This window comes from Natronocella acetinitrilica (assembly GCF_024170285.1).
In the GTDB taxonomy this organism is placed as follows: Bacteria; Pseudomonadota; Gammaproteobacteria; order Nitrococcales; family Aquisalimonadaceae; genus Natronocella; species Natronocella acetinitrilica.
The window spans coordinates 179,105-194,771 of record NZ_JALJXV010000008.1 but is presented as its reverse complement, the minus strand read 5'-3'; the positions used below and the strand labels follow the sequence as shown (position 1 = coordinate 194,771).

Genomic DNA, 15,667 nt, shown 5'->3' with positions numbered 1-15,667 from the left:
TGAGCGAGACAGCGGGGAACCGCCACTGCGGCGGCCCCCCGACGCCCGTCAGGTCACTCGACCAATCCTGCTTCTCGGAATGCGCGCATTGCGCCGGGGTGGATCATCTCCGGAGACACCCGCGCAAGCTCGGAAATGGATTCCGGGTCCCAGATTCTGGCGATGGCGCTGTATTCACCGATCTGTTCACCGATCTCCATCCAGATTCGCACCAGTTCATAGGCGCGATCCTCGGGAAAGTCCTTGTGAGCGCTGAGAGTCATGAAGTTGCCGAAGGTCGTGAGTTCCTCGGGCTGGTTGGTGAAGGTCCCTTCGGGAATACGGCGCAGCAGGAATGGCGCCCCGGTTTCTTCAATGAAGTCCGTGATCTTCTCCTCTGGCACGTTGACGTAGTGCCAAGACCTGCCGGAGCTCTCCAGAGCGCGAAACGGCTGTGGTTCAAGGTTTGCGCGGAAGTCCTTGGCTGAATGAACGACGAGGGCACCGACATCCGATCGACCATCGAGCATTGCATCAATGTTCTCGTTGGCGCCGAGGGCGTTGAATGACGCCAACCGGGGCGTAAGACCCCAGTGATCGAGCAGGATGCGGTGATGCATGCCCCACTCGTTCTGAGTCATGAGCCCCGTCCCGACACGCTTGCCGGAGAAATTGTCCGGACTCGCGATGGCCGAGTCCAGGGTGACGAAGAAATTTGACGTCTGGCTCATGACCCCGAGAACCCGGAAATCCGAGGCCGCAGGAAGTGCGCTGGGGAAGAACGGGGCGAGCCCTTCAGCCGCCGCCCATTCGGCGACCTGACCAGAACCGAAAACGGTGTTGGTCCATAGCTCCGGTGATTCAGCAACGAATCGGACGTTGTAGACGAATCCAGGCGTTTCAACGGCAACGAAGCTAAATTCGTCCGTATAATCACCCGCGTAGTTCTGGAAGGTAGCCCAAGCAAGATAAGGACCGCTTCCGCTCGGTGAAACCAAGATTTCAACCCGATCCGGATTGCCAAAGGCTGATGTTGGCGCGGCCAGGACGATCGTAACTGCGGCGGCACAGGCAAGTCGAGTCATACATTTCATGGTGCTTTCCCCCAAACGATTACAGGTTACCGATGGCACGGACCTGACTTCTCCTCGAGACTTTTTTTAGTTCGGTTGGGCGGCCACTCGACTTCAGATTAGTGTGGCCATTCATAAAAGCGAATAGCGTTTTCTGATGATTCACATAGTATGGTCCTATGGACTTCTCATTCCAGAACCTAAAATACTTTGTCGCAGTCGCCGAGGAAGGCAGCGTGACACGCGCCGCCCGCCGCCTTTTCATCTCTCAACCTTCGGTCTCCGCTGCAATCAGCCATTTCGAATCAACGCTTGGGCAGAAGTTGTTTGTCAGGCGTCCATCCCGAGGGGTCATTCTCACCCCGGCCGGAGAACAACTCCTGCCCCGGGCCCGGGCACTACTTGCACAGGCTGACGAGTTGCAAGCAGCGGCTTCACACATCGGGAGTCAGTTGTCCGGGACCCTTCGGGCGGCCTGCTTCGTAAATCTCGCACCGATCCATTTCGCGGCCTTATTGTCTAGCTTTGGCGCGAAATATCCTGGTATCAGCGTGGTGTTCCGTGACGGTCATCAGGAAGACATTCTCGATGGTGTCCGTCGGGGGTTGTTTGAAGTGGCGATCACCTTCGACCTAGGGTCACTGGAGGATTTCGAGACGACGACACTGGCAGAACTCCCCCCAAACGCCGTTCTGCCGGTTACACACCGGTTGGCAAACAGGTCATCGATCGATCTGGAAGAGCTTGCTCCTGAGCCCCTGATTCTCATGGATTTTCCTTTGACGCGGGAATACTTTCTTTCCCTCTTTCGAATCCGAAGACTGAAACCACGTCTGGAACACCTGACCAAGTCTTTCGAGATGCTAAGGGCGCTTGCTGGAAACGGTCTCGGCTACGGGATGATCAATGTCATACCCGCCATTACCAAGACATGTGATGGAAAAGAGACTTCTGTGGTTCCGCTGCGCCCTCCCGTCGCCCCGCTTCACATCGTGGCGATCCGCCTGAGGGAGATGCCGCTGCGCGCGGTGTCGGAGGCCTTCCTGCACCACGCGGGAGAGTTCTTCGCCCAGCGTCAATCACACGACAGCCTAAGAAAATGACGTAGATGGCGTCACTCCTCTGCGTCTCCCGCTCGACGAACAGGTGCGCAGAGACGTATCCGCATGGGAATGTGCGGGTCACGAGGAAACGCCCCGAAGCCTGGGGCTGTCGGGGCGCCTGATGAAGGGCCGGATTCACCGGCTTCAAGCGTTTTCAAGCGGATGGACGCTTGGGTGAACAGATAAAAATATCTATCCTAACTATTTGATTTAAAAACATGTATGGCGGAGAGGGAGGGATTCGAACCCCCGGACCCTTTCGGGTCAACGGTTTTCAAGACCGCCGCTTTCGACCGCTCAGCCACCTCTCCTGCGCGGGCTATTCTGCGGATTCCACTCGAACGTGACAACCCGCCCGTCAACTGACTCAGTAAGGTGCGTCTGCCAGGCCGGGTACGTCGCCGAGGCTCCGTTCCCTTGCACGAAGGCCGCGGACGATTTCCCCCACGAGCCCAGGGCCCCGGTAAACAAGCCCAGTGTATAGCTGAATCAGGCTCGCGCCGGCATGGAGTTTCGCCACGGCGTCCTCCACTGATTCCACGCCACCGATACCGATGATGGGCAAGGCGCCGCGCAATTCGTCGGCGAGCAGGCGGATGACCTCGTTCGAACGATGTTGCAGCGGCGGGCCGGAGAGGCCGCCAACCTGGTCAGCGTGGCGCTGTCCGTTGACGCCGTAGCGACTCAATGTCGTGTTGGTGGCGGCGACGGCATCGATATGATGGGCAACCAGCGCACGCGCCAGCGCCAGTGTCTGCTCGTCGGTCATATCCGGGGATATCTTGACGACCAGCGGAACATAACGGCTCCACGACACTGAAAGTCTCAACTGGGCAGCCTTGACGGAGGCCAGCAGTTCATCCAGCAACCCACCGTGCTGCAAATCCCGCAGGCCCTTGGTGTTGGGCGATGACAGGTTGACGGTGATGTAGTCGGCGTAGGGATACACCCGATCCATGCAGTACAGATAATCGTCGACGGCCTGTTCCGTCGGCGTATCGGCGTTCTTGCCGATGTTGATGCCCAGAATGCCCTGATAGCCAGACGCTGCAACGCGGGCTACCAGGTAGTCCACGCCCTTGTTGTTGAACCCCAGGCGGTTGATGAGCGCACGCCGCCCGGCCAGGCGGAAAATCCGCGGTTTGGGGTTGCCGCTCTGTGGCCGCGGCGTAACCGTGCCCACCTCCACGAAGCCGAACCCCAGCGCCGCCAGGCCCCGAATGCAATCACCGTTCTTGTCCAGCCCCGCGGCGAGGCCAACAGGATTGGGGAAGCGCAACCCCAGGAGTTGCCTTTCAAGCAGCGGGACGCCACCGGCGAGCAGGCGCGCAACGCCCAGAGGGCGCGACCAGCGCAAACCCGTGAGACCAAGTTCATGGGCACGCTCGGGGTCGAGGCGGGACAGCATTGACTGCAATGGGCGATAGATCATGATGGCCGGCGTTCAGGAGACTGAAGCTATGGTGAAGCAAGTACGGTGTAGTGTCGAGACCGGCACCTCGACCCCCGCCACCGGCATACAGTAGACTCCGATGATCTGTTGCAGTGCAATGTCGATCTGTTGTGCTTCGGCGCCAAGAACAGGGGTTTGATCATGCGTCGCGTTATCTTCAATCAGAAAGGCGGGGTCGGGAAATCGACGATTACCTGCAACCTGGCAGCAATCAGTGCCAGCCGTGGCCTGCGCACCCTGGTGGTGGACCTGGACACCCAGGGAAACTCCACCGCCTACCTGATGGGGCGCGAGACCGCGCTACCGGAAGACGCGGGCACCGCACCTTTTTTCGACCAGGTTCTGAGCTTTCGGCTCTATGAGAAGGACCCGCTTGAATTTATTGTAGAGTCTCCCTTCGAGAACCTGCACGTCATGGCGGCATCCCGCGAGCTTGAGAACCTGCAGGGCAAGCTGGAATCGCGCTACAAGATCTACAAGCTGAAGGAAGCGCTGGAAGGCCTGGAGAGCGAATACGACGCTATCTACGTAGACACGCCACCGGCTCTCAACTTCTATACCCGTTCGGCGCTGATCGCCGCCAATCGCTGCCTGATTCCGTTTGATTGCGACGACTTCTCCCGTCGCGCCCTGTACGAGCTGCTGGACAACGTTGCCGAGATCCGTGCTGACCACAATCCGGAACTCACCGTCGAAGGCATCATCGTCAATCAGTTCCAGTCCCGCGCCAAGGTCATCCAGCAGGCCGTGAATACCCTGCGTGAGGAAGGTCAGCCCGTGCTGGAGCAGTTTCTTTCCGCCTCGGTGAAAGTCCGCGAATCCCACGAACACTGCAAACCGTTGATCTATCTCGCGCCCAAACACAAGCTGACTGCCGAGTTTGCCAGCCTCTACGACGCCCTGATGTCGCACTGAAATGGGGCACTGATATTCAGTCTTCCTCGATAGGGCCGATAATGCAGTAAGGTACCGGGAGCCGATCGAGGTTCGTGTGCGCGTTTGTTCTGTCCGTTTCAGCCCCCTCCTCCTGCTGACACTGGCTGTGTCGGCCTGGTTGTGGACAACGCCCGCGGCCGTGGCAGAAGTGCCTCGCCAGCCGGCAATTCATGCATTGGTTGACGTGTCTGCCAGCATGCGTCGAACCGATCCGGCCAATGTCCGGGTTCCCGCTGTTCGCCTGCTGGCACAGCTTGTTCCGGAACAAAGCCGCACGGGGATATGGTTTTTCGCAGATACCGTGGAGACCACCCTGCCCGTACAGGCAGTGGATGCCGAGTGGCGCGCTGCGGCTAGCCTGATCGCCGATGACGTGCATTCCCGCGGACATGGCACAGACATTGGTGCGGCGCTGCAGGCTGCGGTGGACGCCTTCGATGACGACACCGAGGCGTCCTCACGCCATGTACTGCTGTTCACCGACGGGCAGGTGCATCTCTCCCGGGACGATGCCGTAAATGCCACGGAACGGCAGCGAATCATTGCAGAGCTGTTGCCCGCGATCAGGGAAGCGGGCATCCACGTTCACGCAGTCGGCCTGTCCGATGAGGTGGATGCCGAGCTCCTGCAGGCTCTCGCCGAGGGCACCGGCGGGCAACTGGTCCTTACCGCTGATGCGGAACAGCTCGAACGGCTTTTCCTGCGGCTATTCGACAGCGTGACACCCCGCGACCGCGTTCCTCTGGAGGGCAATCGATTCGTAGTGGACATGTCGGTTAGCGAACTGACGGTTGTAGCGTTTCGCTCTGCCGACGCCGAAATCAGTCTGACCGCACCGGATGGGCAGGTACTAACGCCAGCGGATGCCGGAGATGCGGGGCTTCGCTGGCGCCGCGAACAGCGTTACGACCTCATTACCGTTGAGAACCCGGAGCACGGCACCTGGCAGCTCGACGGTGAGGAGGACCCGGACAACCGGGTTCTGGTCATTACCGACTTGCGCCTGCACCTGGGTGGCCTGCCCGCCTATCTGCTAGCCGGTGAAGAACTTGGGCTGGAAGCCTGGCTCACCGATGGCGAGACGGCGATCACCGATACCGGCTTCCACGATGCGCTGGGCGTGACCGCGCAGATTCAGCCCGGCGGGGATCGCACCGTTCACAGGCCCATGCAGCGGGATGATCATTACCGCTATCAGCTTGCCGAGCAGGAGGCGCGGGGGGGCGGGGCAACGCGGGTAACCGTGACCGTGGAAGCAGGAACCTTCCAGCGCCAGCAGATGCGCAGCGTGGTTGTTCTGCCGAAACCCGCAACGGCGCGGATCGCCCCCCTGCCCGATGATCCGGACCTGGATCGACGACTGCTGCTTAGCCCTGATGAGCGCTCGCGGGCAACCTCGGTAGCCTTGTATGCACGGGTGACCAGTGACCGCGGCGAAAGCAGTCGATTTCGACTACCTGGCCAGCCCGAGGACGCCACGGACTGGTATGTGGACATGGATCATCTTGACGCCGAACGTGATTATGTGCTGACCGTAGAGGCTCACGGGCGCCTGCCGGATGAACGGGAGTTCGCGGTGGAAATCGGCGCGTTCCACCTGCCTGGCCAGGCACCTGACGTCGCGGCGCCCGAAACCCGATCTTCACAAATTGGCCGGCCGCTGCTGGTGATCGTGTTGGTCGCCTTCAATATTGCGCTGCTCGGCGTCATTATCATCGGGTTCCTGGCATTCCGGCGTCGCACACCGGTCCCGTCTTTTGACGATTCGACCAGGCCACGCAAGGAAGGAGACGCCTCATGACCCAAACCCAATGGCTGGTCATGATCCTTATCGGAGAGCTGGCGATCATTCTGGCGCTGGTGCTCGCGCTGGTGGGCATACTGGCAATGCGCAAGCGAGGCCGGGATCGCGCCGCTGCGGACAAGCTCTTCAACCGCGTACGGGCGAGCGAGGCCAGCCGCCAACAATGGTTGAGAGACACTCTGGCAACGCGTGGCGGACTCGAGGGCGACGCCCTGGAGGCCAAGATCAACGAGGTGATCAACGCAGAACGCAGGTTCTATGAGCAATTCATGGATCTGTACGTCAACCGTGATACCGAAGCTGCCGAGCAGATGCCCGAGCGCGTCGACGAACTGGTACGGCCCTACGTTGACATTGAAGGTGCAACCGTCTCCGACCCGGGGAACACGGCGGAGAGCGCGGCAACGCCCGCCAAGCCCGAGGTGCAGCCCGACGTTGTCGACGACATACCGGTTAGCGCTACGCCTGCCGTGCTGCAGGAACGCACCCGCAAGCTGGCCGCAGACGTCACCATCTACCGCCAGACACTGAACCGGGTCTTCGCCGAATACACCGCCATGTTCGGCGTCCACGTGGACGCCTCGAGGGAACTCTCGGCCCAGGAAATCATCGATCGACTGGAGTCCGGACAACTGGCTGATCCGGACGAAGCCCCTCCGACGCGAGGCGACTAGTGGAACCGTCTGAAAAACAGGATATGCGGTGGCTCGTCAGCGAGCTGATCGGCGATGTCAAACCGGCAACACTGGCCGTGGTCGGGAAATTCCCTGCCCTGGACGAGGCCGGATTGGGGAAGACGCCAGAGATCGCTGTCACGCGGATCGAAGCGGATGCGTACCGGCAGCTTGCAACGCTGGGCATGCAGGATCTCGTCCTGGTGGGAGACACCCTTGAGCAACTGGAACGCCGCGACGGCGAAGCCCTGCTTGCCGGCTTGCGCGACCTGTTCGCACGCCGGGTCATCGTGAGCCTTCAGCCGGAGCACGGCTGGCAGCCGCGGGATCTGATCGCCTTCGGCTTCACGCGCCTCGGCAGGGATCACGCCGGAACGGCCGAGTTCTTCGGCTTCGACATCGCCACCTACAAGACCACGCCAGACTGGTTGAACGCGAGGAACTGGGCAAATCCGGATCTGTTTGACAAATTCCGCTGGTAGTCCCGCGCCCTCATAACCACACCGCCTTTTCTTATTCTGAAGTATTCCTTTTTGCTATAAGCCTGGCTTGCTACTGTCTCCGCCCAGGACATCCTCCATTGACGCGGGAACGAAGGCGTACGCCATGTATCGATATGACAGTGACGACCAGGCGCTGGTAGATGAACGCGTCGTCCAGTTTCGCGACCAGACCAGGCGCTATCTCGATGGCAAGCTGACGGAGGACCAGTTCCGCCCGCTTCGCCTGATGAATGGCCTCTACATACAGCGACACGCGCCCATGTTGCGGGTGTCCATCCCGTATGGACTGCTGGGTAGTGACCAGTTGCGGATGCTGGGTTCCATCGCACGTCGTTACGATCGAGGCTACGGCCACATCACCACCCGGCAGAACATTCAGTTCAACTGGCCAACGCTGGAGTCGGTGCCCGACATACTTGCTGATCTTGCATCAGTGCAGATGCATGCCATCCAGACCAGCGGCAACTGCATCCGCAACATTACCTCGGATCATCTGGCGGGGGTCGCCGACGACGAGGTGGCGGATCCACGCCCTTACTGCGAGCTGATCCGGCAATGGGCCACCCTGCACCCGGAGTTCTCCTATCTGCCCCGCAAGTTCAAGATTGCGGTGACAGGTTCCCGGACGGATCGGGCGGCAACACAGGTCCACGATATCGGCCTCCGTCTCGTCCGCGACGACAACGGCGAGTTGGGTGTCGAAGTCCTTGTCGGCGGTGGGCTGGGACGAACGCCCATTATCGGCGAGGTCTTGCGGCCCTTCCTGCCTCTCCGCCATCTGCTCTCGTACCTGGAGGCCATACTCCGCGTCTATAACCTGCTAGGGCGACGGGACAACAAGTACAAGTCCCGAATCAAGATTCTGGTGCGTGCCATGGGCGTCGAGGCATTTCGTGAGCGCGTTGAGGAGCACTGGCAGCACCTGCGGGAACAGCCCGAGCTGACGCTGGAGCCTGAAGATATCGAAACCGTGTCAGCGCACTTCGCGCCGCCACCCTATCGTGACGATGTAGACGCCAGCGGCGTGCAGTCGCTGCTGGAAACGGATCCGGCATTTGCGCGTTGGTATGCACGCAACACCCGGAAACATGGCCGCGACGGATACCGCATCGTTTTCGTGTCCCTGAAGAAGCCCGGCATTGCGCCGGGGGACATCACCGATATACAGCTTGAAGGTCTTGCAGACCTGGCGGATCGCTACAGCTTCGGCGAAGCGCGGGCCACGCACACCCAGAACCTGGTGCTGGCGGATGTACCGCTGGATGCTCTAGACGGGCTATGGCGCGATCTGGACGCCCTGGGCCTCGCGACACCGAATATCGGCACCGCTGCGGACATGATCTGCTGCCCGGGCCTGGACTTCTGCAGCCTTGCAAACGCCGGCTCCATTGATGTAGCGGCTGCGATCCATGAGCGTTTCGACGATCTCGACTACCTCTACGATCTCGGCGACTTGCGGATCAACATGTCCGGCTGCATGAATGCATGCGGCCACCACCACGTCGCCCATATCGGCGTGCTGGGCGTCGACAAGAAAGGCCGGGAGTTCTATCAGCTTACCCTGGGTGGCTCTTCGGCCGATGCCGCTGCTCTTGGCGATCGTATCGGCCCGGCAGTGCCCAAGGACCAGGTGGTGGATACGCTGGAAGCGCTACTCGATACGTTCGTTGCCCTTCGTGAAGGCGAGGAAAGCTTTCTGGACACCTACCGGCGGGTCGGTATACAGCCATTCAAGGAGCAGGCCTATGCCAACGCTCATTAAGTCCCGACGACTGGTCGACGAAGGGGATGCCTGGCGCATTCTCGAACAGGACGAGCCGCTCCCGGAGTCAGATGCCATCATTCTGCCCTGGGACAGGTGGATTCTCGAGTGGCCGGGACTCGCGGAGCGCAAGCCAGATACCCTGGGAATACTCGTGGATGGCGATGTGCCCATTCAAGAGCTGGGGCCCCAGGCTTCGCGGGTCGCGATGATCGCTCTGAGTTTCCCCACCCTGGCGGACGGTCGCTGCTACTCCCACGCACGCCTGCTTCGATCAGTCTACGGCTACCGGGGCGAGTTGCGCGCAGTGGGCGACGTGCAGCACGACCAGCTCTCCTACATGGAGCGTGTCGGCATCGACAGTTTTCTGTTTGCGGGGGATTCTTCGGAGGCAACCGAGGCGCTGGCCGCATTCGATGCCTTTTCGGCTCACTACCAGAATGACGAGGCACCGCGCCTACCCAGGTTCAAGCGTCGGGTCAGCGCAACAACCCCGGTGGAAAGCTGATCGGACTCATCCGTGGACGGAATCGGCCCTGGTCGCCAGCCATTCGGCGATCGGTGCGGCGGCTCGCTCCCAATCCCGTTCCAACATCATGGCATGGGCCATGTCGGGCACCATCTGTAATTCGGCGCCAAACGCCGTGGCCGTGGCTTCCATATCCGCCGTGGAGAACAGCGCGTCATCCTCGGCACCAACCACCAACATGGGCAGCTGACGCATGCCCATGGGCTGCGGCGTATTACCGAAGGTCATTTCCATGAGCGCACGCTGCGATTCCGCCTGCATACGCCGCGAATAGGCTGCCAGCAGATGTTCATCGAGATTGTCCGAGAATACCGCTCTGCCGGCGGAACGGGCATCCACCGCATCAGGCCCCAGGGCATGCATCAATGACATCTGGGTGAAAAGCATCGGGTCGCCAGTCATCATTCTGACAACCGATGCACCCAGGCCGGTTGGCGGCACGGTGGCCATCAGCACTGCCGCCAGGGCAGGATGCTTTTCCAGATACTTCTGAACCACGAAGCCACCCATGGAATGGCCGATGAGTATGGGCGTGCGTTTCAAGCCGGCGACAGCGTTGGCGACGTCCTCGACATAGTCGGTAACACCGTGAAAGTGCAAGGATTCACTACCCTCGCTGCGGCCATGGCCGCGGAGACTGACAGCGTGGGTCTCATAGCCCAGTGCAGCGAAATAATCGAGGAAGTGCTCGTCCCAGCACCAGGCACCGGCGTACGCCCCATGGACGAAGAGCAGCGGCGGCGAGCGCCTGTCACGGCGAGGCTGGCGACTGATCACCTCAAGCCGCGGATGCTGACTACCTGCGGGGGCATAGCCGAACCAGCCATGGAACATACGCCGAAACTCCTCTCCACTATTCGTTGTCAGTCGGAAAGCAACAATGCTGCCCGCGAACCATACGCGAAACATTATCCCCAGCGCGAATGGATCGCAGGCGACTGAATCACAGTTCAATCACGCCGCCCACCGCCCGCTACTGTGGCGGCGGCATGCTACCATCGTCGGTCTCGCGGGAACCAGGAGCATCCATGAGTAATCAGCCAGCCGCCATCCGTCGGGCCGACTACAACGCCCCCAGTCACTTCGTTGACACCGTCGACCTTCGCTTCGAGTTGAACGACGATGGCACGATTGTCAGCAGCCGCCTGCAGTGTCGTGCCAGTGACGGAGAACCTGGCGCGGACCTGCTACTCGATGGCAACGAGCTGAAGCTGCTCGAAATCAGTGTTGATGGCCAGCCGCTGCCAGCAGCACGCTACACAGTCGACGATCAGTCTCTGCGTATCCGTGACCTCCCCGCCCAGTTCGAACTGGAGATCCGCACCGAGATCCATCCACAGCGCAACACTGCACTGGAAGGGCTCTACAAGAGTGGCGGCATGTACTGCACCCAGTGCGAGGCCGAGGGTTTTCGCCGCATCACCTATTTCCCTGACCGCCCGGATGTAATGGCGGTTTACACCACCACCATCGTCGCTGATCCGAACAGCTATCCCGTGCTGCTGTCCAACGGTAACCGCGTGGATGCCGGGCACCTGGACGATGGCCGCCACTGGGTGCGCTGGCACGACCCCTTCCCCAAACCAAGCTATCTCTTTGCCTTGGTCGCCGGGGACCTGGCATGCCACCAGGATCGTTTCGTCACCGCCAGCGGGCGCGATGTGCTGCTGCAGATCTTCGTCGAACACCACAATACCGGCAAGACGGATCACGCCATGGCGGCACTCAAAAGCGCCATGGCGTGGGACGAGCGCACCCACGGGCTGGAGTACGATCTGGATCGCTACATGATCGTGGCGGTGGACGACTTCAACATGGGCGCCATGGAGAACAAGGGGCTTAACGTATTCAACACGGTCTGCGTGCTGGCTGACCCGGAAACCTCCACCGACCGGGACTTCGAGACCGTTGAAGCCGTGATCGCCCACGAATACTTCCATAACTGGACCGGAAACCGCGTGACGTGCCGCGACTGGTTCCAGCTCAGCCTCAAGGAAGGCCTGACGGTCTTTCGCGAGCACCAGTTCTGCGCTGACCAGGGCTCCGCAGAGGTCAAGCGCATCGGCGAAGTTCGCACGTTGCGGGCCGCCCAGTTCCCGGAGGACGCCGGCCCCCTGGCGCATCCGGTTCGACCGGATTCCTACATCGATATCAGTAACTTCTATACAGCTACCGTCTACAACAAGGGCTCGGAAGTCATCCGCATGTACCACAGCCTGCTGGGTGCCGAGGGCTATTACCGGGGCATGCAACTCTACTTCAAGCGCCATGACGGGCAGGCGGTGACCTGCGACGACTTTCTCGCCGCCATGGCGGATGCCAATGATCGCGATCTTACCCAATTCTCGCGCTGGTACAGCCAGGCTGGAACGCCTGTGCTGGAGGTGCAGGACGACTACGACGCGACCGCACAGCGCTACACCTTGACCGTACGGCAGAGCTGCCCGGCAACGCCGGGACAGGCTGAAAAACTCCCCTTCCATCTGCCCCTGGTCATGGGGCTGCTGGATCAGGGTGGCCGTTCCATGGCACTGCATCTGGCTGACAGTGCTGCCAGCGATGCGCCCCTCGAACGGCTGCTCGAGATCACGAGTCATGAGCAGCAGTTCGTATTCGAGCAGGTGTCCGAGCGTCCGGTGCCGAGCCTGCTCAGGGGATTCTCCGCGCCGGTTCGCCTGCGATACGACTACACCGATCAGCAACTCGCGCTGCTCGCCGCCCACGATGCCGACGGATTCACGCGCTGGGAAGCCGGACAGCAGCTGGCGACCAAGCTGATGCTGGCCGCCCTGGGCCGGGCCGAGCCCCCGGCTCACGTCGCAAATGAGCATCTGCTCTCGGCCCTGGACGGGGTGCTTCGTCGGGCCAGCGAAGATCCTGCTTTCGCGGCGGAGGCGTTGACCCTACCCAGTGAAGCCTATATCGCCGACCAGCTTGCCGAGGTCGATGTCGAGGCCATTCATCGGGTCCGCGAGGCCTGCATCCGCGACATCATTGCCGAGTTGGGTTCCGACCTCGAGACGATCTACCGCGAAAACCGGGGAACTGATCAGGCCATGGATGGGGCAAGCATGGGCAGACGCGCCCTCGCCTGCACGGCACTTGGCCTGCTGGCCCGGGGAGACGATGTCGAGGACCTGCTGCGCGATCACTACCGGAACGCAGCGAACATGACGGATCGCCTCTGTGCGCTCGGCTTGCTGGCTCACACGGACAACGACGCAGCCGCTGCAGCACTGGCCGATTTCCACGATCGCTGGCGCAACGACGACCTGGTAGTCAACAAGTGGTTCCAGGTGCAGGCCATGTCGCTGCGCGAGGATACGCCTGAGCTGATTGCACAGCTGATGGAGCACCCTGACTTCAGCCTGACCAATCCGAACCGGGTGAGAAGCCTGATCGGCGCCTTCGCACAGGGCAACCCGTTGCGTTTTCATCGGCCCGATGGTGCCGGCTATCGGCTGCTTGCGGACACCGTTTTGCAGTTGAACGCCATCAATCCCCAGGTGGCGGCGCGCATGTTATTACCGCTGACCCGCTGGCAGCGACAGATTCCATCCGCCCGGGAAGGGATGCGCCGGGAATTGGAACGGATCGGAAATGCGCATAAGCTGTCGAAAGACGTGTTCGAGGTGGTTTCGAAGGGCCTGCAGGCCTGAACGGCCGGGCATCCTGGCCAGGACCACTCAAGCCGTAAGTCAGACATCACAGGTGACGCCCATGCGCCGACTCATACTTGCCCTGCCGGTTGCTCTCCTGCTCTCCCTGGCGTTGATCGCCGGCAGCCTGGCGAGTGCATCGATGACGCCGCTCTCCCCGGAGCGGCAGCACCCGGAAACGGCGAGACTGATCGCCAAGCTACTGACCTATCAGCATTTCAACAAGCAGCCTATCGATGACCGCCTGTCGGCGCGGGTCATGGATACCTACCTTGATCAGCTCGACCCGGACCGCTATTACTTCCTGGCCTCTGACATCGAGGAATTCCATGCCTACCGGGAGCGCCTCGACGACATGCTACTGGACGGTGACCTGTCCATTCCCTACGCGATCTTCAATCGTCTGCGGGAACGCACTGCCGAGCGGACCGAGCACGCCCTGAGCGTGCTCGAGGGTGGCTTTGACCTGAACACCGATCGCTCCATCGACCTGGACCGCTCCGAAGCGGACTGGGCTGAAGACACCGAGACCATGAATCGGGTCTGGCGTGACCGCATCAAACACGATGCGCTCACCCTCCTCCTCGCGGGAGAGGAAGAAGAGCAGACCATGGATCTGCTGAACAGTCGCTACGAAGGCATGGCCAAGAACATGGAGCGCTCGGGCCCGGAGGACGTGTTCGAAGCGTTCATGGGCGCCTGGGGGCGGGCCTTCGATCCGCACACCAGCTACCTGTCACCACGCAATAGCCGTGAATTCGATATCCAGATGCAGCTGTCGCTGGAAGGCATCGGCGCCGTGCTCCGCACGCACCGGGACTTCACCGAGGTGGTGGAACTCATCCCCGGGGGTCCGGCATCACAGGACGGCCAGTTGCAGCCGGGCGACCGCATCATCGGTGTTGGCCAGGAAGGCGAGGATATGGTCGATGTGGTGGGCTGGCGACTGCGCGACGTGGTCGACCTGATTCGCGGCCCCAAGGAATCCGAGGTCCGGCTGCGGGTACTTCCCGCTTCAGGGGGCTCTGATGCAGCCCCCCGAACCATTCCGCTGGTGCGCAATGAGGTGGCTCTGGAGGAGCAGGCCGCCCAGAAAAGCATCGAAGAAGTGCTGCGCGACGGCGACACCTACCGCATTGGCGTGATCACCATCCCGGCCTTCTATGCCGACTTCGCCGCGGCGCAGGCCGGGGACGAAAATTACCGCAGTACCACGCGGGACGTGGTTCGTCTGCTTGGTGAACTGGCGGAAGAGGACATCAACGGCCTGGTGATCGACCTGCGCGGCAATGCCGGCGGCTCATTGCAGGAGGCCGCAAGCCTGACAGGTCTTTTCATCAACGGCGGCCCGGTGGTCCAGATTCGCCGTAGTGACGGTGACACCGAAGTGTTGCGCGATCGCGATGGCGGCATCACCTATGAGGGCCCGCTGACAGTCATGGTGGATCGCTTCAGCGCGTCGGCGTCAGAGATCTTTGCCGGAGCCATTCAGGATTACGGGCGCGGCATCGTGGTTGGTGAGCGGACATTCGGCAAAGGTACGGTGCAGAGCCTGGTAGACCTGAATCGCTTCACCAGCAACCAGAATACCGAGGCCGGCAGACTGAAGCTCACCATTGCGAAGTTCTATCGGGTGTCGGGTAGCAGCACGCAGAAGCGCGGCGTAGAGCCCGATCTGCACTTCCCGAGTCGTGCGCGGAGCGATTCCGTGGGTGAGAGTGCGGCAGAGAACGCACTGCCCTGGGACGAAATTCGCGAGGCCAACTATTCCAGCCATGGTGATCTGGGCGGCCTGCTGCCCTTGCTGCTGAAGCGCCACGAGGAACGTAGCGGCCAGGACCCCGGTTTCCAGGCACTGGTTGCCGAACTTGAAAAGCAGAATACGGTTGCCAATCGAACGGTTGTCTCGCTCAATCGCGAGCGGCGCCGTTCCGAACGCGACGAATCCAACGCCCTACAACTGGAAAAGGCCAACGAGCGCCGCGCAGTCTACGGGCTTGAGCCGTTATCCGACCTCGACGCACTGCGCATGGCCGACGACGAGCCGGACGTGTTGCTGAAGTCGACGGCGGATATCACCACGGATCTTTTCCTGGTGCACCGTTCGCCATCAATGGCACGCCGCTGGAGCGCCGAACTCGCCGCTGACTGAATACGGCCTGCCCGAAGCCGGGAGCCTCCTGGAGGTTCCC

12 protein-coding genes and 1 tRNA gene are annotated in these 15,667 nt (G+C 61.2%); 9 read left to right on the top strand and 4 right to left on the bottom strand.

What is annotated here, in order from left to right:
- Positions 1-53: 53 nt before the first annotated feature.
- Complete coding sequence (locus tag J2T57_RS16555) at positions 54-1,112, bottom strand: TAXI family TRAP transporter solute-binding subunit (protein ID WP_253481327.1); 1,059 nt, start codon at positions 1,110-1,112, stop codon at positions 54-56.
- Between the two features lie 119 nt (positions 1,113-1,231).
- Here J2T57_RS16555 and J2T57_RS16550 point away from each other — a divergent pair, with 119 nt between their 5' ends.
- Positions 1,232-2,155, top strand: a complete 924-nt coding sequence (locus J2T57_RS16550) for a LysR family transcriptional regulator (RefSeq protein ID WP_253481325.1) — start codon at positions 1,232-1,234, stop codon at positions 2,153-2,155.
- Between the two features lie 223 nt (positions 2,156-2,378).
- Here J2T57_RS16550 and J2T57_RS16545 read toward each other — a convergent pair.
- Both J2T57_RS16545 and J2T57_RS16540 read right to left on the bottom strand, forming a co-directional pair.
- A tRNA-Ser gene (locus J2T57_RS16545) sits at positions 2,379-2,466 on the bottom strand.
- A 56-nt stretch (positions 2,467-2,522) separates the two neighbouring features.
- Positions 2,523-3,587, bottom strand: a complete 1,065-nt coding sequence (locus J2T57_RS16540) for a quinone-dependent dihydroorotate dehydrogenase (RefSeq protein WP_253481323.1) — start codon at positions 3,585-3,587, stop codon at positions 2,523-2,525.
- Between the two features lie 162 nt (positions 3,588-3,749).
- Between J2T57_RS16540 and J2T57_RS16535 the strand changes: the two genes are divergently transcribed.
- The 6 genes from J2T57_RS16535 to J2T57_RS16510 all read left to right on the top strand — a co-directional run bounded on the left by J2T57_RS16535 (position 3,750) and on the right by J2T57_RS16510 (position 9,795).
- Complete coding sequence (locus tag J2T57_RS16535; protein WP_253481321.1) at positions 3,750-4,523, top strand: ParA family protein; 774 nt, start codon at positions 3,750-3,752, stop codon at positions 4,521-4,523.
- A gap of 160 nt (positions 4,524-4,683) precedes the next feature.
- Entirely contained in the window at positions 4,684-6,345 is a 1,662-nt protein-coding gene (locus J2T57_RS16530) for a VWA domain-containing protein (RefSeq protein WP_253481319.1), read from the top strand.
- On the top strand, positions 6,342-7,022 hold the full coding sequence (locus J2T57_RS16525) for a hypothetical protein (protein WP_253481317.1): 681 nt from the start codon (positions 6,342-6,344) through the stop codon (positions 7,020-7,022). Before J2T57_RS16530 ends, J2T57_RS16525 begins: the two co-directional genes overlap by 4 nt.
- 23 nt (positions 7,023-7,045) lie before the next feature.
- A complete protein-coding gene (locus J2T57_RS16520) occupies positions 7,046-7,504 on the top strand; it encodes a DUF6231 family protein (protein WP_253481315.1) in 459 nt (152 codons plus the stop codon).
- Between the two features lie 124 nt (positions 7,505-7,628).
- Positions 7,629-9,287: a nitrite/sulfite reductase gene (locus tag J2T57_RS16515; protein ID WP_253481296.1), complete on the top strand. Its 1,659-nt coding sequence runs from the start codon at positions 7,629-7,631 to the stop codon at positions 9,285-9,287.
- Positions 9,271-9,795 (top strand): DUF934 domain-containing protein, encoded by a 525-nt coding sequence (locus tag J2T57_RS16510; protein ID WP_253481293.1) that lies wholly within the window; start codon positions 9,271-9,273, stop codon positions 9,793-9,795. The genes J2T57_RS16515 and J2T57_RS16510 overlap by 17 nt, the downstream gene beginning before the upstream one ends.
- Before the next feature lie 6 nt (positions 9,796-9,801).
- Here J2T57_RS16510 and J2T57_RS16505 read toward each other — a convergent pair whose 3' ends face one another.
- The gene (locus J2T57_RS16505; protein WP_253481275.1) at positions 9,802-10,650 is read right to left on the bottom strand and encodes an alpha/beta hydrolase; all 849 of its coding nucleotides are present in this window, start codon (positions 10,648-10,650) and stop codon (positions 9,802-9,804) included.
- 194 nt (positions 10,651-10,844) lie between these two features.
- On the opposite strand from J2T57_RS16505, the gene pepN reads away from it, so the two are divergent.
- Both pepN and J2T57_RS16495 read left to right on the top strand, forming a co-directional pair.
- A complete protein-coding gene (pepN, locus tag J2T57_RS16500) occupies positions 10,845-13,475 on the top strand; it encodes an aminopeptidase N (RefSeq protein WP_253481272.1) in 2,631 nt (876 codons plus the stop codon).
- A 61-nt stretch (positions 13,476-13,536) separates the two neighbouring features.
- The gene (locus tag J2T57_RS16495; protein WP_253481252.1) at positions 13,537-15,627 is read left to right on the top strand and encodes a carboxy terminal-processing peptidase; all 2,091 of its coding nucleotides are present in this window, start codon (positions 13,537-13,539) and stop codon (positions 15,625-15,627) included.
- Positions 15,628-15,667 lie beyond the last annotated feature (40 nt).

What these genes read in the sequence shown, in the direction of transcription:
- J2T57_RS16510 (WP_253481293.1), top strand. Translation starts at nt 9,271, where the DNA reads ATGCCAACGCTCATTAAGTCCCGACGACTGGTCGACGAAGGGGATGCC.
- J2T57_RS16515 (WP_253481296.1), top strand. Translation starts at nt 7,629, where the DNA reads ATGTATCGATATGACAGTGACGACCAGGCGCTGGTAGATGAACGCGTC.
- J2T57_RS16505 (WP_253481275.1), bottom strand. Translation starts at nt 10,650, where the DNA reads ATGTTCCATGGCTGGTTCGGCTATGCCCCCGCAGGTAGTCAGCATCCG.
- J2T57_RS16540 (WP_253481323.1), bottom strand. Translation starts at nt 3,587, where the DNA reads ATGATCTATCGCCCATTGCAGTCAATGCTGTCCCGCCTCGACCCCGAG.
- J2T57_RS16535 (WP_253481321.1), top strand. Translation starts at nt 3,750, where the DNA reads ATGCGTCGCGTTATCTTCAATCAGAAAGGCGGGGTCGGGAAATCGACG.
- J2T57_RS16495 (WP_253481252.1), top strand. Translation starts at nt 13,537, where the DNA reads ATGCGCCGACTCATACTTGCCCTGCCGGTTGCTCTCCTGCTCTCCCTG.
- J2T57_RS16525 (WP_253481317.1), top strand. Translation starts at nt 6,342, where the DNA reads ATGACCCAAACCCAATGGCTGGTCATGATCCTTATCGGAGAGCTGGCG.
- pepN (WP_253481272.1), top strand. Translation starts at nt 10,845, where the DNA reads ATGAGTAATCAGCCAGCCGCCATCCGTCGGGCCGACTACAACGCCCCC.
- J2T57_RS16550 (WP_253481325.1), top strand. Translation starts at nt 1,232, where the DNA reads ATGGACTTCTCATTCCAGAACCTAAAATACTTTGTCGCAGTCGCCGAG.
- J2T57_RS16520 (WP_253481315.1), top strand. Translation starts at nt 7,046, where the DNA reads ATGCGGTGGCTCGTCAGCGAGCTGATCGGCGATGTCAAACCGGCAACA.